Origin of the sequence: Chryseobacterium oncorhynchi, from assembly GCF_002899895.1 — a bacterium.
GTDB lineage: Bacteria > Bacteroidota > Bacteroidia > Flavobacteriales > Weeksellaceae > Chryseobacterium > Chryseobacterium oncorhynchi.
On record NZ_PPEI02000002.1, the window covers coordinates 503,211 to 530,121 of the forward strand.

Sequence of the window (26,911 nt, forward strand, 5' to 3'; positions counted from 1 at the left end):
CTTCAATTTAATAATCAGTTGTATATCATGAAGCTATATTAAAAACAACATTCATTACATTGAAAAACAGATCGTTACATGAATCCATACAACAATTTAACAATGAACAACTTAGGAGCAAATTACGAAAAAAATTTAAGAGTTATTACAAAATAATTGTTAGAATTTTCTTTTATTCATAGGGATTCTACATCTATTGATTAATGAATATCTAAACTAAAATTTATTGAAGAAAATAATAATATTTCACAATTACGCCTATAGTTATTATCGATATCTCAAAAAAAAGCTGTGTAAAAAGAACATTTAATCTAAAAATAACACTTTTTATCTATTTAATTTTTAATTTTACAGAAAAAATGTTTGATTTTAGTAAAATCTTTGAAAGCGATGGGCCGGATATTGTTTATACTTGGACCATTCCTGTATTTGCGGCTATTATTTTTATAGAGATGGCTTATAGCCATTTTAATAAGGAAAAGCTTTATGAGACCAAAGATGTGGCTACTAATGTTCTTTTTGCTCTTTTAAACTATAGCCTGGATATTATCATGAAAGGATTTTCCATGTTTGTCATGATGTTCTTTTATCATTACCGTATTTTCGATTGGGAAGTTGGAATATGGTATTGGATTGCGGTATTTCTAGCCCAGGATTTTGCTTATTATGTTCATCATTATGTAGACCATCACTCCCGTGTTTTCTGGGCGGTACACATTACTCATCATAATTCTGATTATTTCAATATCACCACAGGTTTCAGAAGCCCAGTATTTCAGCCTTTGTACAGATATCTGTTCTTTTCTCCGTTAGCGCTTGTTGGGTTCCATCCATTGCATGTCATGGTAGCTTATTCTTCCATCCAGATCTATGGTACCTTTGTACATACACAATCTATTAAAAGCATGGGGTTTCTGGAATATTTTTTAGTAACACCCTCGCACCACCGTGTACATCACGCATGTAATATCAAATATCTCGACCGTAATATGGGCATGGGATTGATTATCTGGGATAAAATCTTCGGAACATTTGAAAAGGAAGATCCTGAAGTTCCTGTTAAATATGGTATATATCCCAAAATGAAGTCTAAGGATCCGGCAACAGTTCTGTTTTATGAATGGCGAAGAATAGGAAAAGATCTCAGACAGCCAGGGCTCTCTTTGAAAAATCGAATTCAATATCTCTTTTACTCGCCGGGATGGAGGCATGATGGCACCGGAAAGACGGTAAAACAGTATCAAAAGGAATACAAAGAAAAGGCAATGAAGAACGCTCCGATTGTAGCAGAAGAACTGACTTCAGAACCAAAATATGAATATTCCGATAAATAAATCTATAGAGAAAGTTATCCTATCTACTTAAAAACAAATTGCCCCGATCAATATTATGATCGGGGCAATTTTATTATTGCTTTTAAAATTATTTTACTGGTTTAATAGAAATTGCGAATCCGCCACTTCTTACCATTTTAAAATTAATTTTTGATTTGCTGTTAATCTCTTTTTTGTAGATGTTATAGCTTTGGGGATTATCAATATAATCAGCATCTTTTCCATCTTCATAGATTGTTGCCTCATATTTCTTTCCTTTGTCTAAGAATGAGAAATCTACCGTATATTCACGTTTGTTCTCATCAGTAATACCTCCTACAAACCAGTTTTCAGTACCTTTTGCTTTTCTTGCTGTAATTACATAGTCACCTGGCTCCGCAGATAAGATTTTTGTATCATCCCAATCTGCTGCTACATCCTTGATAAACTGGAATGCATCCATATGTTTTTTGTAGTTCTCAGGAAGGTCTGCTGCCATCTGAAGAGGCATATACATTGTTACGTATAATGCAAGCTGTTTCGCTAATGTTGTTTTCACAAAACGCGTATCACCAGGGAAATAGTAATCTAGCTTAGTTTGGAAAATTCCTGGTGTATAATCCATTGATCCTCCCATCCATCTTGTAAACGGAAGAACTGTTTGGTGATCAGGTTTGTTACCTCCAAATGCTTCATATTCTGTTCCACGGGCAGCTTCTGCAGAAATGTAGTTTGGATACGTACGGCTTTCTCCTGTAGGACGCACAGATTCGTGAGAATTCACCATGATTTTATATTCATTAGCTTTTTCAGCAATTCTATAATAGTGGTTGATTGTCCATTGAGAATAATGATGCTCTCCTCTAGGAATTATATCTCCTACATATCCTGTTTTTACAGCATCATAACCGTATTTGTTCATGGTCTGGAAAGCTTTGTCTGCCCATCTTTCATAGTTCGTTGCAGAACCTGAAGTTTCGTGGTGCATGATGAGCTTAATTCCTTTGGAGTGTGCATATTCATTCAACATTTTGATATCAAAATCCGGGTAAGGAGTAATGAAGTCAAAAACAAATTCTTTAGAATGCCCGAACCAGTCTTCCCAACCGATGTTCCAACCTTCAATTAATAGCCCCTGGAATCCATTTTCTGCTGCAAAGTCGATATATTCTTTAACTTTAGTGTTATTCGCAGCATGTTTTCCGTTAGGAGTTAACTTGGCAAAGTCAGTTTTGTCTATATGAACGTTTTCTTCTGTAGAATAAGCCCACTGAGATTTCCCGATGATCATTTCCCACCAAACTCCCATGTATTTTGTAGGGTGAATGTAAGAAGTGTCTTTATATTTTGTAGGTTCGTTAAGGTTAAAGATCATTTTTGAATCCATCACCTGTTCTGCCTTTGGAGCAACGATAATGGTTCTCCATGGTGTTACTGACGGAGTCTGAATGTATCCTTTTGCACCTTGTCTGTCTGCTGTTAAATGCGTTTTAAACTTGAAGTTCTGCGCATCTACTTCCAAATGAGAAGCCGGATAATCCAATACTGCTGCTTCAGCAACGTTAATGTACAAAGGTTCCTTTCCTTCTTTCTTAAGCATTAAAGGAGACTGAACTGCATTTTTCACTAAACTCTGAGAGGCATTGGCATCGAATGCTTTATCCCATTTTGCCGGAATTTCAGAAACTTTTGACTCCTGATATTGATATTCCTGAGAATCATAGTCTGCCACAAGCCACCATGCTTTCATATCTGTAGGAAAATCAATTTCAGAATCTTCTTCTCTGATTACGAAATAATTAAGATTTTTCTGCTGTGGAAATTCATATCTGAATCCAAGACCATCATTGAACAATCTGAACTTCACAACAATACTTCTGTCTGTAGAAGCCTGATTCAGCGTAAGTGCCAATTCGTTGTAGTGATTGATATAATTTTTCTTTTCTCCAAGAATCGGCTGCCAGGTCTCATTTTTGGAGTCTCTTTTTTCATCTACCTTAGCAAAACCGTTATTCAAATCGAATTTTGCATCTTCCGGCTTTGCGATTTCGGAAGCAAATTTTATGGCTGTGTCTTTAAATAATCTCAGTCCCAATTTTGAATCTTCAACTACCACCGCACCGTTGTATTTCAGATTATAGAAAGGAACTCCATCTTTCAATTGGAAGTTCATTTCAAATTTACCGTCCGGCGATTTTAAAGATTGTGCTTTCACACCTAACATCATTGAGAGCAAAAGGGCTCCAACTGTAATTTTCTTCATAATGACTATTTATTAACTTAAAAAAATAGATAAAGTGCTGCGGTAAAGCAGCACTTTGCTTTTATAATTAAACTTAATGTATTATAATGGTTTTATTGTGTAGACTCCTAGTTTTAAATCTACAGTAATTTTATAGGCACCTCCCGTACCATCAAATTTGATATTTCCATTGCTTCCTTTCGGTCCAATATACCCAGTGTTTCCATCAGCTGTTATATTTCCCCAATCTAATTCTCCCCAGCTCTGCTGACCTAGAAATTTAAATTCAGAAGCTGCCGGAAGAGCAACTGTGTACTCAAATTTTCCATTTCCTAAATTACTCATCGGAATGGCTGTACCTGAATCCCAACCATTAACTGTACCAACTATGTATAAATTAGCCGGATTCCAATTATTAAGAGGGGACGGAGAAACTGTAATTGATTTCTGTGCAGCATCTGCATCAATAACGATTTTATACATCCCTGTAGGTCCATTGAACTGAATATTTTCAGCCGGTGCAGCCACCAAGTTAGGAGACCAGGTTTTAAAATACCTATTTTCAGCCTTTATTTCCGCTACATCTAAACTATAATTTATAGGATTCCAATCCTGTTGTCCTAAAAATCTAAATGCTTTTCCATTTTCCAAATAAGTGTATATGGTAGAGAAATTATCATTTTTATAAAGAAGCTGTGCACTTGATGCATTCCAACCCACAGCAGAAGCTTCCCCTACAAGATAAAAAGATGGAAGTTCTGTCAAATATGGTGTTACTGTAATAGCAACAGGATTAGAATACAATGTTACATTTCCTACTTTTGATCTCATTCTGACTTCAATTTGACTAGCTGCACCGGGTAAAATTCCAGCACTTAACATCATTTTGTTAAAATCGCGAATGGTATATGTTACAGTCTGATCTTTAGCAACTACATCAACACTTTTTGCATCTTTAAAATTGGTACCTGCTTTAGCAATTTCAAATGCATTATTAAAAGCAACCTGAATATTAAATTTTGGGTTTACCCAATCAAATTTTATGGCTTTATCATTTTCATGATCCTTATCCAATATCAATACTTTCGCATCAGCTGCGAGGGAAGGGTTGGTACCCTCTCCTAAAACCGCCTGATCTTCATCTTTTTCACAAGATATAACAAAGACTCCTATAACAAGGGCTATAAATATTTTAAAGAAATTTTTCATGTTTGTTATTTTATATTAGTATCCAGGATTCTGAGAAAGATTACTGTTTAGGTTAAGATACTTGTTAGGAATAGGGAAAAGCAATTTATTGCTGGTAAGATCTGATCCATTCATGCTTCCACCTTTCCACTGCCATGTATAGCCAGAAGTAAATTTTCCGAAACGGATAAGATCCTGACGTCTGTAGCCTTCCCAATAAAGCTCTCTTCCTCTTTCATTCAATATAAAATCCGGAGTTAAAGCAGACTGCATTACAATAGGAGCTCCAGCTCTGGTTCTTAGTATATTGATGTAGTTTAAAGCAGAAGCTATACTTCCTTTTCCATTTACTACAGCAAGTTCAGCATACATTAAATAAGCATCCGCCATTCTAAATAAAGGGAAATCTGCATCTACAAAATTTGCATCACTTCCATTGGATCCTGTTGAAGTCTTATTAGAAAATTTAATAAGCTTTGTACCTTGGTCAAATTTTAAATAATCTGAAATAGCAGCAGGATCAGTATTTCCAGCAACTTTCATCACCCTTGGGTCTGTATTGCCTACTGATTCCATAAATTCTTGTCTCACTCTATATCCCTGCCATCCAAAATCAATACCTAAAGTTACTCCTACTTCATTGGTACAGTTTGCATGAACAAGGAATGTAGTGCCTCCGTAAGTTCTTGTTCTGATTCCATCAAAAGCTATCGGAAAAATAATTTCTTCCTGAGCTCCATTACTATTATTATCTGCTTTAAATAAATTGTTAAAAGGAATTTGTGCCACTTTATAGCTTGAACCAATTACTTTTTCAACTTCTGCAAGGGCTTCAGTACTTTTATCAGCACCTGTATAAACTTTAGCGTTAAGGTATAGCTTTGCTTTTAGCATCCATATAGCTGCTTTATCAGCTCTTCCATATTCATTCATTCTAGGTGCAGGAAGTTCTCCTTCAATGGCATTCAGCTCACTAATCACATAATTGAACATAAATTCTCTGGACTGCATTACCGGCTTTGTTCCTAAAGGATCATTTTCTGTGATAAATGGCATTTTTCCATAAATATCAATAGCGTGATAAAAAGATAAAGCTCTTAAAAATCTAGCTTCTGCTCTGAAAGTTTTGATTTGTGCTTTTAAATCTTCTGCAACTCCTCTTGAGGCAAGTTTCTCATCAGTTGTTTCTCTTAAATACTCGTTAACCAATCCTATCTGAAAGAAAACTCTTGCAAAAAAAGCTTCATTAAAAATATTATCTGCATTCCATGTATTGAAATTCAGATCTCTGATTGTTGGATTATCACTTTCTCCCCAAGCGATCAGAGCTTCATCAGTAGTCAGCTCTTGTAATTGCCAATATCCTCTAAGATACTGCGAAAAACCTTCATTTGGACCTCCATCATCTTCAGCACCAAGGTCAGAATCTCCATTTCCTGCTTTTTGACCCGTTACTGCAAGTCCAGCATATATTTTTGCCAAAAACTGCTTATAAGAAGCGGGGTTAGCATAAAATTGCTCTGATGTATATAATTCATCATCATTAACTTTCACATCAAGATCATTTAAACATGACGATGTACTAAAAAGAAAAATACCTGCAATGGCTAAATTTCTTAATTTGAATATTTTTATCTTATTAAATTTCATTGTTAAAACGGATTAAAAGTTAGCACTAACACCTAAAGTGAACATCCTTGCTCTTGGATAAATCGAATTATCGATTCCATTATTAAATATTTCAGGATCTAGGTTTTTGTATTTGGTAATAACCAAAACATTCTGCGCTGCAACATACATTCTCAGAGAAGCATTCTCTCCAATGAATTTATTGAACGTATATCCTACCGTAACGTTATCAAGCTTCAGGAAACTTCCATTTTTAAGATAGTAATCCGACATTTTATTGGCTGATATAAAATGTGTTGAATTGAAGTCTACAGGTGCATTGTTAATTGTATTATCTACTGTATTATTAATATTCCCCAAGTGTGCTCTGTCTGCAGAGATCTGGTCATATACATAGTTTCCAATACTTGCTCTCCAAGCCATTGAGAAATCCCAGTTTTTTCCTAATGTTGCATTGGTCATTAGTCCCATTGTAACATCTGCCTGAGGTTTTTTATAATTGTATTTATCGGCAGAAGTAATTACCCCATCACCATTTCTGTCCACATAAGCTCCCTCTACAGGCATCCCGCTTTTATCATATACTTGTTGATACACCCAAAATGCATATGGAGAATATCCTTCTCTAAAGGTCTGTACAAATCCACCTAAACCAACTCCTCCTCTGTCAATTCCATTAACTTCAAGCTGTTGAATGTTAATTTTATTATATGAAAGATTATAGTTGAAGTTCAATGTAAAGTTCTCTTTTTGTATTGCCTTTATATCCAACCCAAGGTCAATTCCTTTGGACTGAAGTTTACCAATATTTTTAGGGCCAATAATTCTCAGGTTTTCAAGAGGTCCCTCAGGCACAATTGACAAAAGGTCTTTTGTATCCGCAAGATAAAAGTCCAAAGTACCTTTAATTCTGTTATTTAGCAATCCAAAGTCTAGCCCTACGTTATATTTTAAACTTTCTTCCCACTTTAAGTTTTGGTTATATCCATTTGCTTTTGCAATTTCATAAAACTGGTTTCCAAATTGGTAATAAAGCGTTGACGAAACATTATAAGTTTTGAAGTAGTCATACCTGTAAATTCCAATATCTTGTTGGCCTGTCTTCCCAACACTCGCTCTTAGTTTTAAATCTGAAATGCTACTATTTCCTTTTAAGAAATCCTCTTCAGAAATTTTCCAAGCAGCTGCAACTCCTCCAAAATCACCCCATCTGTTATCTTTACTGAATCTGGATGATCCATCCTTTCTATAATTAATAGTAAGTAAGTATTTATTCGCAAAACCTAAATTCAATCTTCCAAAGAACGCCTGTAGATTTACATCAGGTTTAGAGTCTGGATTATAAAAATTGTTGGTTGGATCTAAAGTATAAAGCAAGGTGTTTCCTGATGCTGAACTTACTTTATGATAATTTTGATATTCATATCCTGCCATTGCCTCTAAATTAAACTTACCAAAAGTCTTGGTATAGTTAAACTGGGCATTTGCATTTTTGTTTAGGATGTTTTCATCAGAATAAGAATCTTCTCCATAGAAACCAAAAACATTTTTCACAGAATAATATCCGTTTCTTGAGTATTTATTGGTAACCACATGTCCGTCTAGTTCTTTACTATCCAAACCTGCATTTACAATTAATCTTAATTCAGGAAGGAAATGGAATTTATAGTCCATACTGATATTTCCAAAAAATCTTTTGAAATTTTGAACATCATGCTTGTTTCTAAGCATACTCACAGGGTTTGAAACACCATATGCTTTCAATACCTGCTGTCCATTTTCATTATCATATCTAGTCCATTCCGTATAACCGTCAAATGGAGAGCCTGAATCATATACAGATTTTGTAGGATCATATGAAAGAGCATTTTTTATAGCATCTTCATTAGCCTTATTCTGAAACGTATAAGAATAGGTACCAGTAATATTAAATTTTAAATGATCATCGAAAAAGCTTGGACTTAATGAAATATTTGCTGTTGTTCTTCTGTATCTGGACGTTATCAATAGTCCCGAGTTATCCATATTATCTACAGAAAAACGAGCAGGTACTTTACCAAATAAACTACCCGACACGGAAGCATTGATATCAGAAGTCACGGAAGTTCTAAATATTTCATTCTGCCAATCCGTATTCGCCGTGCCCAATTTACCCGCCTTTTCAGGTGCAAACTGATTAATGATCGCTCGGAATTCATCTCCCGAGTACATTTTAACTTTTTTGGCTAACGTATTAACCGTAGTGAATGTATTTAAAGATACTCGGAGTCTTTTACTTCCTTTTTTTGTCGTAATTAAAATTACCCCATTAGATCCTCGTGAACCATAAATTGCTGTAGAAGCTGCATCTTTCAAAATAGAAAATGATTCAATATCATTCGGGTTAATTGTTGATAAAGAAACTCCATCTAAAGGCAAGCCATCTACTACTAATAATGGATCATTACTTGCATTTAAAGAAGAACCTCCTCGAATTCTAATCGTCGCCTCATTTCCTGGTGTACCAGACTGAGTAATTACCAATCCCGAGGATCTACCGTTGATTAGCCCCTCGGCGGTAGTTACAGCGCCTTTGTTAAAATCTGCGGTGGTCAAAGCTGTAATAGATCCCGTAAGGTCAGTTTTCTTCTGCTTACCATACCCAATCAGTACAACTTCCTCTATCTTTTTCTCTTGAGGAATAGAGTCCTTAGTCTGCGCGTGCATTACTGTACTTGCCAGTAAAAAAGCAGGCGCTATTTTTAATACCGTTGTAAAATTCTTCACAATCTTATTTTTATAGTTTCGTTTTCAGTCTTGTTTCTAGCCCTTGGCCAGCGTTGCAATTTAAAAAAAAATTAGAATTATCATAATTTTAATATAATTTAAGATAAAATTATGTATATTACGAAACGCATTTTAGTTAGTTTTTTATCCATCAATAGCTTACACGATGCTATGCAATACATAATATTTGTTTTAAGTTCATAATAAGTTAAACATTTGTTTAACTTAAATTCATATTCAAAGCTGAAAAACAGGAAGATTGTTCATAATAACTCCTCAAAGAGCGGTATTAAAGAGATAATCCTTATCTTTGCAGTCAAAACTTTACTATAAATGTCAAACAGAAAGATGATTACGGCAGCTTTGCCTTATGCAAACGGACCGGTTCATATAGGGCATTTGGCAGGTGTCTATATTCCTGCGGATGTTTACGCAAGATTTCAAAGAAGATTAGGAAAGGATGTAGCGTTTATCTGTGGTTCGGATGAACACGGTATTCCTATTACCATAAGAGCTAAAAAAGAGGGAGTTACTCCTCAAGATATTGTTGATAAATATCACGGGATCATTAAAAAATCTTTTTCTGATCTTGGAATTTCATTCGATGAATATTCTAGAACAACTTCCCAAAATCATTATGAGACCAGTCAGGATTTCTTCAAGGTTTTATATGAAAAAGGAAAATTTACAGAAGAGATTTCTGAGCAGTATTTTGATGAACAGGCGGGAGAATTCCTTGCAGACCGATATATTGTAGGAACCTGCCCGAATTGTGGCAACGAGAATGCTTATGGTGATCAGTGTGAGAAATGTGGTTCTACCCTTTCTCCATCAGAATTGATCAACCCGAAATCAATGCTAAGCGGAAATGTTCCTATCCTTAAGGAAACTAAGAACTGGTACCTTCCTTTAAATGAATATGAAGATTTCTTAAATGAATGGATCATTGAGGGTCATAAAGACGACTGGAAGCCGAATGTTTACGGACAGGTAAAATCTTGGCTGAACGATGGTTTGAAGCCTCGTGCTATGACAAGAGACCTGAACTGGGGTGTTCCGGTTCCACTTCCGAATGCAGAGGGGAAAGTTCTTTATGTTTGGTTTGATGCTCCTATCGGATATATTTCATTCACTAAAGAATGGGCGGAGAAAAACGGAAAAGACTGGAAAGATTACTGGCAAAGTGAAAGCAGTGACCTTGTACACTTCATTGGTAAGGATAATATTGTATTCCACTGTATTATCTTCCCTGCTATGATGAAGGCACATGGAGACTATATTATGCCTAAAAATGTTCCTGCTTTTGAATTCCTAAACCTTGAGAATGACAAAATCTCAACTTCAAGAAACTGGGCAGTTTGGGCGCACGAATATGTGGAAGAATTCCCTGGCCAACAAGATGTTTTAAGATATGCACTTCTTTCATCAGCTCCTGAAACTAAAGACAACAACTTCACATGGAAAGATTTCCAAACGAAAAATAATTCTGAGTTGGTAGGAATCTTCGGAAACTTCATCAATAGAGTGGCAGTTCTTGTTCATAAATATTATGATGGTGTTATTCCTCAGGGAGATGTAAACAGTCCGGAATTAAAAGAAATAAATAAAGCAGCAAAAGAAATTTCAGGATTCTTAGACAACTACGAGTTCAGAAACGCATTATCTGCATTAATGAACCTTGCAAGATTCGGAAACCAGTATCTTCAGACAGAAGAGCCTTGGAAGACCATTAAGGATAGTCCTGAGAAAGCAGCACAATCCTTATTTGTAGGAGCACAAATTGCAGTGGCTTTGGCTCAGTTGTGTGAACCGTTTATGCCTTTCAGCTCTGAAAAGTTATTGAATATGTTCAATGTTGAAAAGAAAAGCTGGAGTGATGTTGAAACTCAATCTGTTTTAATTGAAACAGGTCACAAAATCAATGAAGCTTCTCTTCTTTTCTCAAAAATTGAAGATAATGTAATTGAAGCTCAGATTCAAAAGCTTGAAGACACTAAACAAAACAATAAAAAAACAAACCCTAACGCAAAACCAATGAAAGAGGAGATTACTTTTGATGATTTTACTAAAATAGATCTTAGAACAGCTACTATTCTGGAAGCTGAAAAAGTAGAAAAAGCAGACAAATTACTAAAACTGACTGTAGATACAGGTGTAGATGTAAGAACTGTGGTTTCAGGAATTGCAGAAAGCTTTACTCCTGAAGAACTTATTGGTAAGCAGGTGATGATTTTATTGAACCTTGCTCCAAGAAAAATCAGAGGAATTGAATCTCAGGGAATGTTGTTATTAACAACTAAACCAGATGGGAAACTATCTTTCGTAACACCGGATGACAGCAATGTTGAAAACGGTATTGAGATCGGATAATCATTTTTGATTTAATATATAAAGAGACTGCCTTTGGGTGGTCTCTTTTTTTATAAGCTGTTTTTAGTATTTATATTTGCGGCCATAATTATAGCTACCAAAAACAAGAAAATGTATATCCAACCTCGTCTGAGATTTGTCAGTTTCATAATTGAAAATATTGAAGTCTCTAAACTGAAATTTTCCAATCCCACTCCCACAAAAAAAATAATAGGTACAGCATGTACTCATCCGGCTATAATATTTTTAGTATGAATTGTATTTTTATTTTTTATATTAAAAAAACTACTTTGAGTTATTCCCTTTTGGTTGGTAATCAGGATGCCCTAATTGCCATAATGCAAAAGTAAACATATCCCCTAAGTTAGCATATCGTTGTGTTATAGGAACATTACCAGAATGACCACCCTCAAAGTCTATTTTTAATAGTATTGGATTAGCTGAAGAGTCATTAGCCATTAATTTAGCTGCAAATTTTACAGGTTCCCATACAGTTACTCTTTGATCGTTCATTCCTCCTGTTATAAATGTTGCAGGATATTTAACTCCCTTTTTAAGATGTTGGTAAGAGTCCATTTCTAATAAGGCTTTAAATTCTTTTGGATCTTTTATTGTTCCAAATTCTTTTGGTTGAGCATTAGGTGTTGCTTCATCCCTAATAGGATTCATAACACCAACCTCTGCAATGACAGCCTTAAATAAATCAGGTCTTTCAGTCATAGCTCTACCTATTGTAATTCCTCCTGCACTTACTCCCCATATTGCAACTTTATCTTTGGAAGTATATTTCTCATTTATCAAATACTCTGTACAATCTATTAAATCTTTCCAGGTATTGGGTTTGGTTTCTTTATAGCCTCCTAAACGCCATTTTTCTCCTTTTTCTCCTCCTCCTCTTACATGGGCTATAGCCATTATCGCTCCCTGAGTTGCCCATAATAAATAAGTTTTGGCAAAAATAGGGCTATCAGTTATCCCATAAGAGCCATAAGCTTCTATTAATAATGGAGATTTACCATTTTTAACTAAATTCTTGTTATAAATTAAGGATAATGGAATTTCTTCTCCATCTCTTGCTTTTATGGTTATTTCTTTTACTGTTATATCTTCAAATTCAGGATATTCTACAATAGCAACAAGGTTTTCTGGTTTAAGAGTATTTGTTTTTATATCATATCTAAAACGTTGTTCATCATTGGCCCAGCCGGAACATGTTATCCAAAAATCAGAATAGTTCTCTCCTTTACATTCTAAACGAATATTTCCAGATGGATATGGGGGCTTAATAAGAATATCTTTTCCATCCTTATATAAATACAATTTTGCCTCTACTCCATTTTTGGTCGTAGTATAATAGATCCCATCTTTTGTAATTCTATAACTTTTAATAAACTCATCTTTTTTTTCGGGAACTAAAATCTCAGCATTTTTGAAATCCGGAGTATTAATATTAGTCTTACACAGTTTATTAGAAGATGATCCATAACCTGATAGAAAAACAACCTCATCTTTTTTATGTAATTCTAAATTTTTTGCTTTATCGCTTCCGTCAGAGAATAATTTCCAGTTTCTTTTGCCAGCTAACAAATCTTTTTTCTTGATGATAAAGGTTTTCCTATAGTAATCATAATCCACAACCATTCCTATATAATATTCATCATTCTTTTCAAAATCCAGGATTATAGGAAACTGATTTTCAGCAATATTCAGATCAGGATTATTCTTTCGAGAAAAGACATCATTGATTTTTTTTGGATCTGTACCAATTTTATATAAAACAGTCTGAGAATTTTTATAAAAATCTTGAGATTTAGGATTAGATGTAGGATAATAAAGATAGATAAACCCACTGTTATCATCCAGCCATTTAACCCCTCCGGAACTTACAGGTTCAATATTAGTAATGACTTCAGAATAAACCTGTTTAGTTTTCACGTCCATAATAATCACTTCCCCCAGTTCATTCCCTTTCTCAGCCATTGATATTGCAATTTTATTTCCATCCCAGCTTGGATTTATATAATTAATAACAAAATCATGATTGGGTTCATTTTTTTTATAATTAAAAGGATCATAAAGTAATTCTTCTTTACCTAAAAAACCATTCCTATAATATAATTTGGCTACTTTTCCATCGCCATTTTTCTTCAAATAAAAGTATTTATCACTGTTCGTAATTTTCAAGTCAGATACAGAATACCCTTGTCTTTTATCAAATTCTATCCTTTTTTCTAAATAATAATTTTTATTTGGAATTAAGTCTAAAGCAGAGTTTGTGTAAGCTGTCTGAGATTTCATCCAATTGATTGTCTGCGGATCTTCTAAATTTTCCAAATTTCTATATTCATCTACTATATTGGTACCAAAATAATTGTCAGTAACAGTTTTAGATGATGCAAAGTTGGTTTTTTGAGCATCTAAAAAGGCTATTGAAAAAAGTGCAGTGATAAATATTTTAATTTTCATTTTACAAATAAAATTTGTTACAGTCCTCCTCCCTGTGTTCTAGGTTTAGTAATGGGTTCATCATTTCCATCAAATAACATGGCATTTCCTCCATTAATTGTTTTCATACCACTAATTTTCACCAAGCGTATTTTGTTTAAAGATAATTTTTTTTCTTTTTTGAATTGTTTTTTCATTTGTAGTTTATTTGAATTGAGATGCAAATAAAAGCATATTTTGCAACCTGACAATAAAAATGATATATAGATTTATAAATTTACAATATTAAAAAAAACAAAAAAAACACACTAAATATCAACAACTTATAAAAAATAACATCAAATTTAAACTGAATAGATTTTTGATTAATAAAATGTAAATTAGCACCCTATATACAAAATGATGAAATTAATATTTCCTATCCTATTAATGTTAAGTAATTTGATTTATGCACAAAAAACATTCAAAAATGATTCTTTAAAAGAATATAATTTCTTAGATCTCAAAGTTAAATTTGATGATTATTACTATAGAGATAAAACCCATGAATCCAAAATCATCGCTAAATATTTTCTTCAAAAAGCAAAAAATGAAAAAAATGAAAGTCAAATAGCGGAGGGATATATGTTAATGCAATTTGATGTACCCTTTACCGATGCTTTAAAATACATTGACAGTGTAAAGATCTATTCAAAAAAATTAGACAAAAAAGTATATCCTGCAAAAATTTATTTATTACGTGGCAACCTATACTTTAAATTTGACTATTTAAAGCAATCACTTGATAACTACATTTTAGCACTAAGATATGCTAAAGAAAATAAAAACGAAAGACAAATTGCCTTTACAGAACTTAATATTGCTTTTTTACAAAACTATATTGGCAAGTATAAGGAAGCCACAAAAATCTTTAGACATTATTTGTATAATGCTAATTCTTTACATAATATCGAACGTGATCAGATACAACAGAATTTAATTGATGCTTATATTATGCTTAACAAACTAGATTCTGCAAAAGTATTAATTAAAGGAGGCATTCAATCTTCTTTGAAAAATAAAGATAAATATAACTATTATAAATATTTATCCTTATCAGGCTTTTATAATATTAAAAAAGAAAATTACAAAAAAGCAGTGGATGAACTACTGCTTTGTAAAAAATACTTTTCAACAGATATTACTGATTTAAATATCAACTATACCTTATTTGTTTTAGGCAAAGCTTATATCGGATTATATAAGAAAGACAAAGCAATTCAAAGTTTTACAGAGCTAGACTCTAATGTACAAAAAACAAATAATACTTTCCCCGAACTTCGAGAAGTTTATACTTATCTTATAGACTATTATAAAGAAAAAAATGATAAAGAAAAGCAACTTTATTATATTGAACGTTTTTTAAAAATAGATATAAAGTTAGATGAGCAGTTCCAATATTTATCCACAGAGCTACCCAAAAAGTATGATACTCCCATTCTTTTACAAGAAAAAGAAAATATTATCAATGATTTAGAAAACCGAAAAATAATTCTATTCTCTTCTATTGGTATTCTATTAACAGCTCTTTTATTACTTTCCTTTTTTTATTATAAATCTAAAAATACCGAAAAACAGCATCGAAAAATTGCACAGGATTTAATCAATTCGATTGAGAGGAAAAATCTTGAAACTCCAAAAGCAGTATTAGTTCCGGAACAGCTTCAAAATATTAAAGAAATTAATATAGAGGATAAAACAAATAAAACGATTTCGGAAGAGGTAACTCAATTCATTTTAAAAGAATTAGAAAATTTTGAAACCAAAGAGTTTTTTTTAAAGAAAGGTATTACATCAGCCAGTTTAGCAAAAAGTATAAAAACAAATACTACTTATTTATCAGAGGTGATCAATACTCAAAAAGGAAAGAATTTTGCAGCTTATCTCAATGACCTTCGTATAGATTATGTACTAAACAGACTGATAAAAGATAAAAAGTTTCGTTCATACAAAGTAGTGGCTGTCGCAGAAGAATTAGGATATAATAATGAGCAGTCTTTTTCTTTGGCCTTTAAGAAAAAGACAGGCACCACTCTTTCTATATACATTAAAGAAATTGAGAAGCAAATAGTTTCAAAAAAATACAAATAACTAACTAATATTCAATACTTTAAACATCTTATTTTTATAAATACATAACCTTAAATTTACAAATTTAGAGTTCATTTACTTTTTTCATATCCTCCTCTTCTCTAAGTTTGCTTCAGATAAAACACAAAGATTTATTTTTTTGTATGTGTATAGTACAATAAAATGTAAATAAAAATGCTGATCAGCAAAAAAGCCCATGTCAGGGATTGTATGACAAAATTAGTTTTATTAAATTTAAAATATTAAACAAAATGAAAAAATTAAATGTTTCACAAATGGAAAATCTTCAAGGTGGTGCAAATCATTGCTTTAGAAATGGAGTAAAAAGTATATTAGCGGCAGGAGTTGGTGCTTTAGCTGGGTCAATTGGTGCTGCTGCGGCTTTCCTAAGTGTTGTTGACGCAGATTGTTTATAACATATAAAAAACATAAAAATGATAAAAAACCCTATTACCATAGCTTACATATCTATAATATTGATATTGTTTTTATTGATTGATAGTAAATTTTCACATTTCCTTACAGTGAATGAGAGTGTTGGATTAATGGGCTTTACGTGTGTACTTCTTTCATATTTAATATTACAATTAAAAAAAAATGAAAAAACTTAGCATCAAAAATTTAGAAAATATTAACGGTGGTATTAAGTGCTGGTATGTTGGCGCTGTAATGGCAACCTTAAATCCAGTACTAATATATGATATGTATATAGTATTTGGTTCAAGCGCAGTAAACAGTTGCGTTGGATAATTATTAAATTTTGAAGAGAGGTTTAAAAACCTCTCTTCTCCAAAATATCATAGTGCTTGTATTTATTTTGTTACTGTTATTTTTAACAAGATATATGGAAGTTATTGATCATAATCTCACCATTAACAGCGAAAGCTCATGTCAGGGATTTTATAATAAAATTAGTTTTTATTAAAAATAAAAATCTTATATATTGTATTCCATGCAATCTTTTTTCTTGTGGAATATTTGCTTTTTTCAGAAATACTCCACAAAAAAAGTGATGCTTCTTATTTTATGATTCTAGCAGTTATCTTTCCCTGTATTCTTAATTTCATTTCCAAAATTGAAAGAGACAGGTTTTGAGACACATAAGTTTATAACTTATATGTTCAATTTGCTAAAAAGAAAATAAATTTCTAATATCAAACTTTCAATTAAAAATCCCTCAACAGTTATAGAATTTGTTGAAGAAAACATATGTTATTCAGTATCTATAAAATAATACTATTAAATTTTAATTTATAATATTTTATAATTCTATAGTAAGTTTTAGCTTTTGTCTTAAGTAAAAATTTATTTTCAATCTTACATTGTTTTAATTATGAAAAACTTTATATTTTTCGTAGGTATTGTCTTGTGCTATTTTTTGCTTAGCTATTTAGACAGAAATTTCATTACAACCAGTTCAAAAATACTTGATTTTCTATCAAAAGATTACCCTAGCGAAGTTGTACAAAGTTATATGGAAAGTCAAAGAAAATGGTGGTGGGTAAGCTATGTAACAATACCTATATTTATTGGTATTAAAGTTCTATTAGTGGCCTTCTGTCTTAATTTCATAAAACTTCTTGACTTACCCGGTTTAGAAGATATAAAATATTCAGATTTTGTTTTCCTCTCTCTCATGGCAGAAGTTGTATTTATTACTGCTGGATTTTATAAGTTTATCAATTTTTACTGGATAGAAACAGATTATACATTAGAAAACTTACAAACCTACTATCCTATTTCTCTCCTTAATTATCGGGACTATATTTCAACAGATAAATGGTTGGCCTATCCTTTACAATTAGTGAATCTATTCGAGTTATTCTATTGGGGAATTCTGGCATGGGGGATTTGGGAGTTTTCTGATAAAAAAACTAGTTTTCCAAAATCTTTTGGTCTTACAGCACTGACCTATGGCGTTGGCTTATTATTTTGGACAGGAATTGTTTCGTTTCTTATATTAAATGTACAATATTAATTATTATACTTTCTATCTTTTTTTATTGAACATTTTAAATGCACAAAGAAAAATGAAAAAGAAAAACTTAAAATTTTTAGCCATAATTATCCCTTTATTATCAATAGGAGTTATGGCCTATTTACTCTTCATCTTTCAAAAAAAGAAAGAAAAACTAGAAACCTTAAAGAATGTTCCTACATTTAGTCTTAAAACTATTGATGGAATTATCTTTACCCAACAAAATCTAGCTACAGATAGGATTAAAGTTATCTTATATTTTAGCCCTACGTGTCATTATTGTCAGTCTGAAGCAAAAGAATTATCCAACGTATATCATCAATATGAAAATATTCAGTGGATATGGATCGCCAGCGAGCCTCTACATGATATAAAACAGTTTGCTCATCATTACCAACTTGATAATAAATATAATATTTTTTGGTGTCATGATGACATGGCTAAACTCTACCAAAAGCTAAGTATGAAGAGTGTACCTTATTTTTTGGTATATGATAAAAACAACCATCTTATTAAAAGAAACTCCGGGGCAGTAAAACTGGAAAAACTTATAAACACAATTGATGAAAGAGAATAAGCTCATAAAAAAAACATTTTCATTACAAAAAGATCTAACGGATTGTGGTATTGGCTGTCTCCAATCTTTAATGCGATATTATGGAGGAGATATTTCATTGGAGACACTTCGCGAAAAAAGCGGTACCTCTAAAACAGGAACTACGCTATTAGGGTTACATCAATGTGCTAACTCAATCGGTTTTGATGCAGAAGGATGTGAGGCTAATCTTAATGCACTTATAGAACATGGAGAACCCGTTATTTTACATACTATTATAGATCAAAATTTGAACATTATGTTATATGCTATTTTTACAATATTCATGGAAATCATCAATTTCTTATCGGCGATCCTGCCAAAGGGCTAGAATATTGGACAAAAGAATACTTGGAAAAAGTATGGCAGTCTAAGACCTGTCTTACCTTAAAACCTAATGTTCAGTTTCAGAAAAAAACTCAAACTAATTTAGAAAAAAGAAAATGGCTTAAAAATCTTATCCGAGAAGATCAGGAAGCTATTTATACCATTATTTTTCTTGGGATTATTTTTAGTTTATTAGGTATGTCAATGTCTATATTTTCACAGAAACTAATTGATGACATTTTACCCAAGAAAAAAATTTCGCTCCTTATTTTAAGTATTTCGTTTTTAGGATTTGTATTATTTGCTAGAGTCTCTATTCAGGCCTTAAGGGAATTATATATTATCAAACAGAGCAAAACTTTTAATGTGAGAATCAATAAAAAATTTTATTCTTCATTGCTTCATCTTCCAAAAATATTTTTCGACAGTAGAAAGATTGGAGATTTTGTAGCAAGACTAAATGACATACAGAGAATACAAACTGTTATAAAACAATTAATTACCAATACAACAGTAGACATATTAGGGGTGATCATCTCAATAAGTTTTCTTCTATTTTATTCTTGGAAACTTGCTTTAGTTTGTATTATTATTTCACCATTAATTTTTTATATCATCTTTAGTTTTAATAAAAAAATTATTGAATCTCAAAGAAACGTAATGCAATTTTATAGCGTTAACGAGGCTAGCTATATAGATAGCATCAGAGGAATAGAAGTTATTAAAGGGTTTTCTAAACAAGATTTGTTCATTAACAAAAATGAGACTATTTTTAGTTCTTTTCAATCTAAAATTTTTGAACAGGGAAAACTTAGCCTTAAAATTACATTATATTCTGGATTAGCTGTGGTTGTTTTTCTCTTATTAATTCTAGGATTTTCATCTTATAGCGTTTTAAACAATGACATTAAGACAGGGGAATTAATGGCAATTATAGGAATCTCAAGTTCATTACTTTTGTCCATTACCAATTTAGCTCTAGTTACTATTCCCTTACAGGAAGCCAAAGTAGCTTTTGATAGAATGTTTGAATATTCATCACTGGAAAAAGAAAAAATGGAGGGAATAGGAATTACTGAGATTAAATCTATTAATATTCAGAATATTGATTTCAGGTTCAATGGTAGAAAAAAAATACTCAATACAGCTTCCTTTTCCCTACATCAAGGAACTGTAACATGTCTTCTTGGGGAGAGCGGAAGTGGCAAAACAACATTGACAGAGATACTGCAAAAAAATTATCTCCCGGAAAATGGTGAAATTATCATTAATAATGATATTGCTTTAAAAGATATTTCACTGAAAGACTGGCGTAATCTAATAGGTATTGTTCCGCAGAACATTCAGTTATTCAATGGTACTATCTTGGAAAATATAATTCTGAGTGAACGAGCAGATGAAAATCAATTACAAAAACTGTTTTTATTAGGTTTCGATAAATTCGTTAATTCTTTGCCTCAAGGTTTTCTAACACTAGCAGGAGAAGAAGGTATTAATTTATCTGGTGGACAAAAACAATTGATAGGTTGGATGAGAGCTCTATATCATAATCCGCAATTTTTGATCCTAGATGAACCTACTTCATCCTTAGATCAAGAAAACAGAAAGTTCATTTATGATTTGATACAAAAAATGAAAAATGAAAAACTTATTTTTATAATCAGCCATCATTTGGAAGATATAAAAACTATTTCGGATGAAATTTTATTATTAGAGGATACTCAAATTCACCCAATAAGTGAACTTATTTATGATAAATAAATTTAATATGTAATCGATGAGATTACTTCATCTTATACTCGTTATACTCGTAACGAGAGTAATCCTTATTTCTTAGTCAGTTTTGCCAGATAAGCATCCTCATCCTTGAGTATTCTTTGTATTGTAAACCCATTATTTTCAGCGGCATTCTTCAAAGTATTAAAATCAAGATACAGCCATGTAATGGGATCTTCAGACTCGCCTTTATAATGAACTACATACTCCAGTTCTCCATAATAACCACCGGCAGGAATATATACTCCCCCATCCTTATCGCGATCAAACATATAAAGAATATCTGTACTGTCAATTAAAATTTGACCATTTTCATTCAATAATGTTCCTAGTTTTTGAAGATAAGTATCAATTTTAGAAAGCCCCTCAAAGATTCCGGTACCGTTCATTAACAATAAGATGGTATCAAATGTTTCTCCTGAAAAGTTCAGAATGTTTTCACAAACAGCTCTTTTGATTCCTCTCAACTGACAAACTTCAATAGATTTCGGGGAAATATCCAGTGCCAGAACGTCAAGATTTCTATCATTTTGAAGGTACAATGCATGAGAACCCGCTCCTGCTCCAATATCCAATACTTTTCCATTGGAGAGCTCCAGAGCCTTTTGCTCAATATTATTCATGTCTTCAAAATCTCTGAATAAATACTCAACCGGAAGTTCATCCAGTTCAGAAATTGAGGTTTCAGTCTGCAGATCTTCAGGATTTTCGTTGTGATAGTAATCCCAGATTGCTCTGCCCATTAAATCTTTCATAGCGGCAAAGATACGGCTTCAATTGCTAAAGTTCAAAGTTTTGGATTTGGAGTTTATTAAATATAAAATCCGGTTCTAATTAATATCAGAAACCGGATTTGTAGAAAGTATTGAATTCAGATTAAGGCTTTACCCTAACCTTATTTTTTTAAAATTCAAAGGTATAAGACAGGTTGAATGTTCTGCCTCTTCCTTTGTAGTTAAACAATTCAGGAATTCCATAACTGGAGTATAAAACCTGTGAACGCTTGCTCCAGATCGTTTGGTAATCTGTGTTGAATAAATTCTGAATACCAAGATTGAATTTCCCCCAATTGAATCTATATCCCATCATAAGGTCTGAAGTATTATATCCTTCAACCACGTTATTAAGCTCATCTTTTTGTTTGAAGTTCTGCAATGACTGGAATCTAAACGACCAGTTTTTCACATTGTAGCCAATATAAGTAACCAATTTTGATGGCGAAGCACTGGAAATATCCTGTTTCTGCCATTCTCCTTTGTTATCTACCTCAGACTTGATTAAAAGTCCGCTTGCTCCGAAGTAAATACCATTGTTTAGAGAATAGGAGATCTCAGCCTCGATTCCCATATTTCTTAATTTTAAATCGTTGACAAGGATCTGGAATGTCTTTCTGTCCACTGTAACGGTCTTGTCTGAAGTACTTAAAAATCCGGCAACCTGCGCTCTTAACCCGCCTTTGTTCACACGGTATCCCATTTCAAACTGATTGGTCTTGATGGCTTGTAAAGGTTGTTCTTTTACATTAATACTTGAAACAACATCCCAATTCCCTCCATTCAATGCATATTTTCCGATTCCATAGAATTTAGCAGGATCTGCCAAGCTTGCTCCTTGCGAAAACGTTCCCCAAACTTGATGTTGTTCATTGATTTTATATAGTAATCCGGCATTGGCCAATGTTACATTATAGGAACTTTCACCTCCGGGAATTGCAGATGCAGACTTTCCGTATCCCATTGCTACTTGTGTTTGCTGCTCGGATCCTACAAAATCATCCATTTTTACATTCATATGCTGATAACGCACCCCGGCATTAAGCTGTAATTTAGGGAGAATGTTATATTTTGCCTGAGCATATCCTGCATAGCTTTGTGAATGGTTGGTAGGATATCTGCCTAATCTGTATTGTGTTTCATTAATTAACCCGCCACTGGACATTGTTTTACCAATATTATAAACAGATTGATTTCCTTCAAATCTTTCAAAATCGATGTCTGCTCCATAGGTAACGTTAAGTCCTCTCCAAGATTTTGATAATAAAGCTTTTATTCCTGAATAATAGGTATCTTGTTGTGAGGAAGACATGTACGCAATTTTGTCTGTAGCGTTGATAGCTACATTCCCAGGAAAAGGATAAAATCCAAGTTTTTCTCCTCGTGTGGCAAATTGAACATATAAATCCTGTCCGCCAAGAATTCCGTTTCCGTTATAGGTAACTGTTCCCATATAACGTTCTGTTCCTACATTTTTATCGGAAGAAAAGCCATCTCTCATTTCCAGCAGGCTTCCTTTTTTTGTAGTGAAAGCGCTTAGGTTTTCTCCTAAATACAAGCTTTTGTCCCCATTAAACTTGGAGTTGTAATATTGAAGTGAAGCTGTTATTTTATGTTTATTGTTAAACTGATATCCTCCAGTCGCCAAAATGTCGATAGATTGGTTATACTGAAGATCGGTTTGTGTAATATCTGTAAAAAGTTGTTTCTGATCGGCTCCGTATACTCCACCATTTTGTTGGTAGGCTACTCCCAATCTTCCGAAGAATTTCTCTCCTTTTCCTGCAATAGATTGCGCTGCACGGAAATCATGGTCATCTTTTCCCATAAAACCTGTACGTACTCCAAGTTCGGTTTCTCCGCTGATTCCTTTTTTGGACGGTGCTTTTGTAATGATATTGATGATACCACCGGTTGCATTTCCACCGTAGATAGAACTTGCCCCTGAAAGTACTTCTATTCTTTCAATATTAAAGGGATCAATGGCGTCCAACTGACGGCTGATGGCACGGATACTGTTCAATGAAACCCCGTCAATCATTACCAAGGCTGAACGTCCTCTCATATTTTGTCCATAATTGGTTCTTCCCTGAGGACCGATATCCATACTTGGAATAAGAATGGATAACATTTCCTTGATGGGAACTCCACTTTTGGCTTGTTCTTGAATTTTTTCTTTCTGTACTACCCAAACCGTACCTGGAATTTCAGAGATTTTTGTTGGTTTTCTAGATGCCACGATGACAACATCATCAATACCTTTAGAGGCTATAGAGTCTTTTGCTGTTTGGGAAAAGAATAATCCCGATGCCAACAGACCTATGAATGCGTACTGCTTTTTCATTCTTTCAAATCAAAGTTTTATAATCCGGCAAAGATAATTCTTATTTAGAAGCAATAAAAATAAGAAAAGATGAATTTTTTCAGTTTTTTAACAAAAAATTATGGTAAGTATAGCTTAGTACTGACCACAAAACGTAAAATCCCGGTCTAAGAAAGATCCAGGATTTTACTAGTGAAAAACAAGGTATTTTTACATCGCAGGCCCAGCTGCGTCTTTTATTTCTTCTAATAATTTTTTTCGTTCGCGAAGTCTTCTTCTTGCAATAACAGATTTACCGCCAAGAACTCTTACAAATCTGAAATATTTGAATCGTTTTGCTCCAAAATGGTGAGTGATCACATAAAGCAATACTCCAAAACCTGCCAGAATAATATATCCGAATATCTTTTTACTGGCTATAATAATTGCATTCAGCTGAATGGCTTTCATATTGGCAGCAACATTTTGGGGAGAGACGGTCATTCCGTCCATATAAACCGCAAGATCTCCTATGGCAATCACCTGAAAATGGTATTGAAACCATGAATATATTGCAGAAAAGATCCCAACCGCCAAAAAGGTTCTCCATACCAATACCAATCCGATTGCAGCAAGCATGTCATTCATTTCAAGCTTATCCAGTGTATAAAACCATACTGAAATAAACAGGGAACACATTCCGTACCCTTTCAGAAACATGGGTAAATACCAGTTTTCATAATTGAATTCCAGAACCATGGAAAAATACATGATAATTGCATATCCCATCATGGCAGAAAATCCTGAAAATATGTACATCTTCAAAGGTTTTTCTTTTTTAAACCAGAAGATTGCAATGGCTCCTGCTATAATAATCCCAGGAATCATCAGCATACTCAACCAGGCATTCGTTAATAGATCATATCCTAAAACCCCTACTGCAAAAGTATTCTGAAGTGTAGCGGTTCCCAAGAACATCCCCAACCAGAATAGCATAAACAACCCGTGCAGCACATTATTCCTTGTAAAAATCTTAAACGAAAGATAAGGTCTCTTTAATGTTAATTGGCGGATGGTAAGCAATGCAAAACTTACAAATGCCGCAATGCTGGCACTGATAATATTCTTTGAGTTCAGCCAGTCCTGCTGTCTTCCGAAAGAATATACATAGGCAGAAAACATAAATGCAGAAATGAAAAGTATGATACTCAGCCAATCAATATAGTGTAAAGGAACTTTCAGCGCAAAATATTTATCGTGCATAAAAATCCAATGTATAAGAGCCAGAATAAAACATAGAACAGACGTCAGTATGTAAAATTGCTGCCAGTTATAAAGAAGAGCAAATTCTGCTGAATAATAAACGGCTACTTGGTTCATTACGAGTACGAATGTATAGAATACTCCATAGAACATTCCACGGTTTCCGATCATCATCATAAGCGGTAAAAACAGTTCTATAGTTACCATCATCTTCATGAACCCGATAAGCAGGGAGCTAAATACAAAGATCATGGGTTGTAAAGTGGTTGCATTGATGTAGCTTAACAATCCTAAAATTACCAGTAAAGCCACCATTTTATCCCTCACCTTGAATCTCATCTTCATTCTGATGACAATTGGCATACAGGCACCCATCCCGATTGTAGTAGCATAGTTTGCCCACATAAAATATTCTGTCATTGCGCCGGTACCACTCACCAGATAACTGATATTTCCCGTATACACACCACCCAAAGGCATTACCACCGCAAGCAGTAATACAATCAGCAGAAGCTGTACGGGTTTTGGCACCCAATCGCTATATAATCCTTTGTTGTACATGTTTTTTTAGATAATAGATTAGAGATAACAGATTTCAGATAACAGACTCTACATCATCATTTTATAATCAATCCTTTACATTAAGCCTGAAATCTGATGTCTGAAATCTAGTATCTTTTGACTTAGTTAATATTCACATTCATGTTCATCCCGGCACTCAGTTTATCCAGATTTTCCTTTTTATTGGAAGCTGTAAACTCAATTCTTACGGGAATTCTTTGCTGTACCTTGATGAAGTTTCCTGTTGAATTATCCGTTGGTACGCTTGAATATCTTGATCCTGTTGCTGCAGAAATAGCTGTTACTACCCCCTCAAATTTCTGTCCTCCTAAAGCATCTGCTGTCATCGTTATTTTTTCTCCTACTTTAATATGAGGCATCTGGCTTTCCAGGAAGTTAGCTGTCACCCATTTCTGACCATTTAGAACAATGGTAGCTACTTGTTGTCCCGGTTGAATCAATTGTCCTTCAGAAATAGTTCTTCTCCCCATTATCCCATCGTAAGGAGCGGTAATTACTGTATAAGAAAGATTGATTTTTGCCATATCCAAGGCAGATTTTGTTCTGTTAATCTCAGCATCATTAATTCCTAATCTGCTTTTTACTTCTGTAGTGGAAAGATTAGCCGATTGCTTTTGATTTACCAACGTTTCGTAAGCTGCCTTTTGAGCATCATATTCTGTTTTTACCTGATCATATTGTTGCCTTGTTACCGCCTCTGCAGTCAAAAGATTTTTATATCGGTTTAAGTTTTGTTCAGCATTCCAAAGCCTTGCTTTTGCTCCTGCAATATTAGATTGCATCACATTGATATTATTGGAAACCGTATTCACAGAAGAGCTTGTAGCAGACTTTTGAGCCATTGCATTTTGATAAGCTGCTTCAGCCTGTCCCAATTGAGTTAAAATCTCACGATTATCAAGAATAACCAAGGTATCGCCCTTTTTTACTCTTTGGTGTTCTATGAATTTTATGTCTTTAATATAAGCAGAAACTCTTGTGTTGATAGGATTGATAAATTCTTCTACCTGTGCCGCTTCTGTGTATGTTTTATTTCCGATGTGGAAGTATTCACGTATTAACCAAAACAATCCAAAGCCAATCACCAGAAAAACGATAATATTGGAAATGATTGCTCTTATTTTGTTGGTCTTATTCTGCTTCTTTTTGCCGTCTCCGCTTGGTCTTGCCGGAGTTGGTGTTGTATTTTGAGTTGTTTGTTCCTTGTTTTCCATTGTGTTGATTTTCAGTTT

Annotated in this window: 17 protein-coding genes; 8 read left to right on the top strand and 9 right to left on the bottom strand. The window is 33.4% G+C overall.

Annotated features, from left to right (window positions below; genetic code table 11):
• Positions 1 to 359 precede the first annotated feature (359 nt).
• Positions 360 to 1,334 carry a sterol desaturase family protein gene (locus C1638_RS07950; protein ID WP_109619838.1) on the top strand — a complete coding sequence of 325 codons (975 nt, stop codon included), beginning with the start codon at positions 360 to 362 and terminating at the stop codon, positions 1,332 to 1,334.
• 88 nt (positions 1,335 to 1,422) lie between these two features.
• On the opposite strand, the gene C1638_RS07955 is transcribed toward C1638_RS07950, so the two are convergent.
• The 4 genes from C1638_RS07955 to C1638_RS07970 all read right to left on the bottom strand — a co-directional run bounded on the left by C1638_RS07955 (position 1,423) and on the right by C1638_RS07970 (position 9,138).
• On the bottom strand, positions 1,423 to 3,576 hold the full coding sequence (locus C1638_RS07955; RefSeq protein ID WP_109619840.1) for a glycoside hydrolase family 97 protein: 2,154 nt from the start codon (positions 3,574 to 3,576) through the stop codon (positions 1,423 to 1,425).
• A gap of 81 nt (positions 3,577 to 3,657) precedes the next feature.
• On the bottom strand, positions 3,658 to 4,764 hold the full coding sequence (locus C1638_RS07960; protein WP_109619842.1) for a SusE domain-containing protein: 1,107 nt from the start codon (positions 4,762 to 4,764) through the stop codon (positions 3,658 to 3,660).
• Between the two features lie 15 nt (positions 4,765 to 4,779).
• A complete protein-coding gene (locus tag C1638_RS07965; protein ID WP_109619844.1) occupies positions 4,780 to 6,393 on the bottom strand; it encodes a RagB/SusD family nutrient uptake outer membrane protein in 1,614 nt (537 codons plus the stop codon).
• 12 nt (positions 6,394 to 6,405) lie between these two features.
• Positions 6,406 to 9,138: a SusC/RagA family TonB-linked outer membrane protein gene (locus tag C1638_RS07970; RefSeq protein ID WP_123838358.1), complete on the bottom strand. Its 2,733-nt coding sequence runs from the start codon at positions 9,136 to 9,138 to the stop codon at positions 6,406 to 6,408.
• 333 nt (positions 9,139 to 9,471) lie between these two features.
• On the opposite strand from C1638_RS07970, the gene metG reads away from it, so the two are divergent.
• Positions 9,472 to 11,508, top strand: coding sequence for a methionine--tRNA ligase (gene metG / locus C1638_RS07975; RefSeq protein WP_109619847.1), 2,037 nt, complete (start codon positions 9,472 to 9,474; stop codon positions 11,506 to 11,508).
• Positions 11,509 to 11,793: 285 nt separating this feature from the next.
• Here metG and C1638_RS07980 read toward each other — a convergent pair whose 3' ends face one another.
• Positions 11,794 to 13,974 carry a prolyl oligopeptidase family serine peptidase gene (locus C1638_RS07980; RefSeq protein ID WP_109619849.1) on the bottom strand — a complete coding sequence of 727 codons (2,181 nt, stop codon included), beginning with the start codon at positions 13,972 to 13,974 and terminating at the stop codon, positions 11,794 to 11,796.
• A gap of 381 nt (positions 13,975 to 14,355) precedes the next feature.
• Between C1638_RS07980 and C1638_RS07985 the strand changes: the two genes are divergently transcribed.
• The 6 genes from C1638_RS07985 to C1638_RS08010 all read left to right on the top strand — a co-directional run bounded on the left by C1638_RS07985 (position 14,356) and on the right by C1638_RS08010 (position 20,744).
• Positions 14,356 to 16,083, top strand: a complete 1,728-nt coding sequence (locus tag C1638_RS07985; protein WP_165826512.1) for a helix-turn-helix domain-containing protein — start codon at positions 14,356 to 14,358, stop codon at positions 16,081 to 16,083.
• A 251-nt stretch (positions 16,084 to 16,334) separates the two neighbouring features.
• Positions 16,335 to 16,499, top strand: a complete 165-nt coding sequence (locus C1638_RS22295) for a hypothetical protein (protein WP_165826513.1) — start codon at positions 16,335 to 16,337, stop codon at positions 16,497 to 16,499.
• A gap of 917 nt (positions 16,500 to 17,416) precedes the next feature.
• Positions 17,417 to 18,061, top strand: a complete 645-nt coding sequence (locus C1638_RS07995; protein ID WP_109619855.1) for a hypothetical protein — start codon at positions 17,417 to 17,419, stop codon at positions 18,059 to 18,061.
• 52 nt (positions 18,062 to 18,113) lie between these two features.
• On the top strand, positions 18,114 to 18,638 hold the full coding sequence (locus tag C1638_RS08000) for a TlpA family protein disulfide reductase (RefSeq protein ID WP_165826514.1): 525 nt from the start codon (positions 18,114 to 18,116) through the stop codon (positions 18,636 to 18,638).
• Positions 18,625 to 18,987, top strand: coding sequence for a cysteine peptidase family C39 domain-containing protein (locus tag C1638_RS08005; protein WP_109619860.1), 363 nt, complete (start codon positions 18,625 to 18,627; stop codon positions 18,985 to 18,987). Before C1638_RS08000 ends, C1638_RS08005 begins: the two co-directional genes overlap by 14 nt.
• Positions 18,988 to 19,007: 20 nt before the next feature.
• Entirely contained in the window at positions 19,008 to 20,744 is a 1,737-nt protein-coding gene (locus C1638_RS08010) for a peptidase domain-containing ABC transporter (RefSeq protein WP_109619862.1), read from the top strand.
• A 65-nt stretch (positions 20,745 to 20,809) separates the two neighbouring features.
• On the opposite strand, the gene C1638_RS08015 is transcribed toward C1638_RS08010, so the two are convergent.
• The 4 genes from C1638_RS08015 to C1638_RS08030 all read right to left on the bottom strand — a co-directional run bounded on the left by C1638_RS08015 (position 20,810) and on the right by C1638_RS08030 (position 26,893).
• Positions 20,810 to 21,514, bottom strand: a complete 705-nt coding sequence (locus tag C1638_RS08015) for a class I SAM-dependent methyltransferase (RefSeq protein WP_109619864.1) — start codon at positions 21,512 to 21,514, stop codon at positions 20,810 to 20,812.
• A 148-nt stretch (positions 21,515 to 21,662) separates the two neighbouring features.
• A complete protein-coding gene (locus C1638_RS08020) occupies positions 21,663 to 23,876 on the bottom strand; it encodes a TonB-dependent receptor (protein ID WP_109619866.1) in 2,214 nt (737 codons plus the stop codon).
• Between the two features lie 189 nt (positions 23,877 to 24,065).
• Positions 24,066 to 25,658 (bottom strand): MFS transporter, encoded by a 1,593-nt coding sequence (locus C1638_RS08025; RefSeq protein ID WP_109619867.1) that lies wholly within the window; start codon positions 25,656 to 25,658, stop codon positions 24,066 to 24,068.
• Between the two features lie 122 nt (positions 25,659 to 25,780).
• Entirely contained in the window at positions 25,781 to 26,893 is a 1,113-nt protein-coding gene (locus C1638_RS08030) for an HlyD family secretion protein (RefSeq protein WP_109619869.1), read from the bottom strand.
• Between the last annotated feature and the right edge of the window lie 18 nt (positions 26,894 to 26,911).

Excerpts from the sequence above, each read along its gene's own strand:
- C1638_RS07950 (WP_109619838.1), top strand. The coding sequence starts at position 360 with ATGTTTGATTTTAGTAAAATCTTTGAAAGCGATGGGCCGGATATTGTT.
- C1638_RS07955 (WP_109619840.1), bottom strand. The coding sequence starts at position 3,576 with ATGAAGAAAATTACAGTTGGAGCCCTTTTGCTCTCAATGATGTTAGGT.
- C1638_RS07960 (WP_109619842.1), bottom strand. The coding sequence starts at position 4,764 with ATGAAAAATTTCTTTAAAATATTTATAGCCCTTGTTATAGGAGTCTTT.
- C1638_RS07965 (WP_109619844.1), bottom strand. The coding sequence starts at position 6,393 with ATGAAATTTAATAAGATAAAAATATTCAAATTAAGAAATTTAGCCATT.
- metG (WP_109619847.1), top strand. The coding sequence starts at position 9,472 with ATGTCAAACAGAAAGATGATTACGGCAGCTTTGCCTTATGCAAACGGA.
- C1638_RS07980 (WP_109619849.1), bottom strand. The coding sequence starts at position 13,974 with ATGAAAATTAAAATATTTATCACTGCACTTTTTTCAATAGCCTTTTTA.
- C1638_RS07985 (WP_165826512.1), top strand. The coding sequence starts at position 14,356 with ATGAAATTAATATTTCCTATCCTATTAATGTTAAGTAATTTGATTTAT.
- C1638_RS22295 (WP_165826513.1), top strand. The coding sequence starts at position 16,335 with ATGAAAAAATTAAATGTTTCACAAATGGAAAATCTTCAAGGTGGTGCA.
- C1638_RS07995 (WP_109619855.1), top strand. The coding sequence starts at position 17,417 with ATGAAAAACTTTATATTTTTCGTAGGTATTGTCTTGTGCTATTTTTTG.
- C1638_RS08000 (WP_165826514.1), top strand. The coding sequence starts at position 18,114 with ATGAAAAAGAAAAACTTAAAATTTTTAGCCATAATTATCCCTTTATTA.
- C1638_RS08005 (WP_109619860.1), top strand. The coding sequence starts at position 18,625 with ATGAAAGAGAATAAGCTCATAAAAAAAACATTTTCATTACAAAAAGAT.
- C1638_RS08015 (WP_109619864.1), bottom strand. The coding sequence starts at position 21,514 with ATGAAAGATTTAATGGGCAGAGCAATCTGGGATTACTATCACAACGAA.
- C1638_RS08020 (WP_109619866.1), bottom strand. The coding sequence starts at position 23,876 with ATGAAAAAGCAGTACGCATTCATAGGTCTGTTGGCATCGGGATTATTC.
- C1638_RS08025 (WP_109619867.1), bottom strand. The coding sequence starts at position 25,658 with ATGTACAACAAAGGATTATATAGCGATTGGGTGCCAAAACCCGTACAG.
- C1638_RS08030 (WP_109619869.1), bottom strand. The coding sequence starts at position 26,893 with ATGGAAAACAAGGAACAAACAACTCAAAATACAACACCAACTCCGGCA.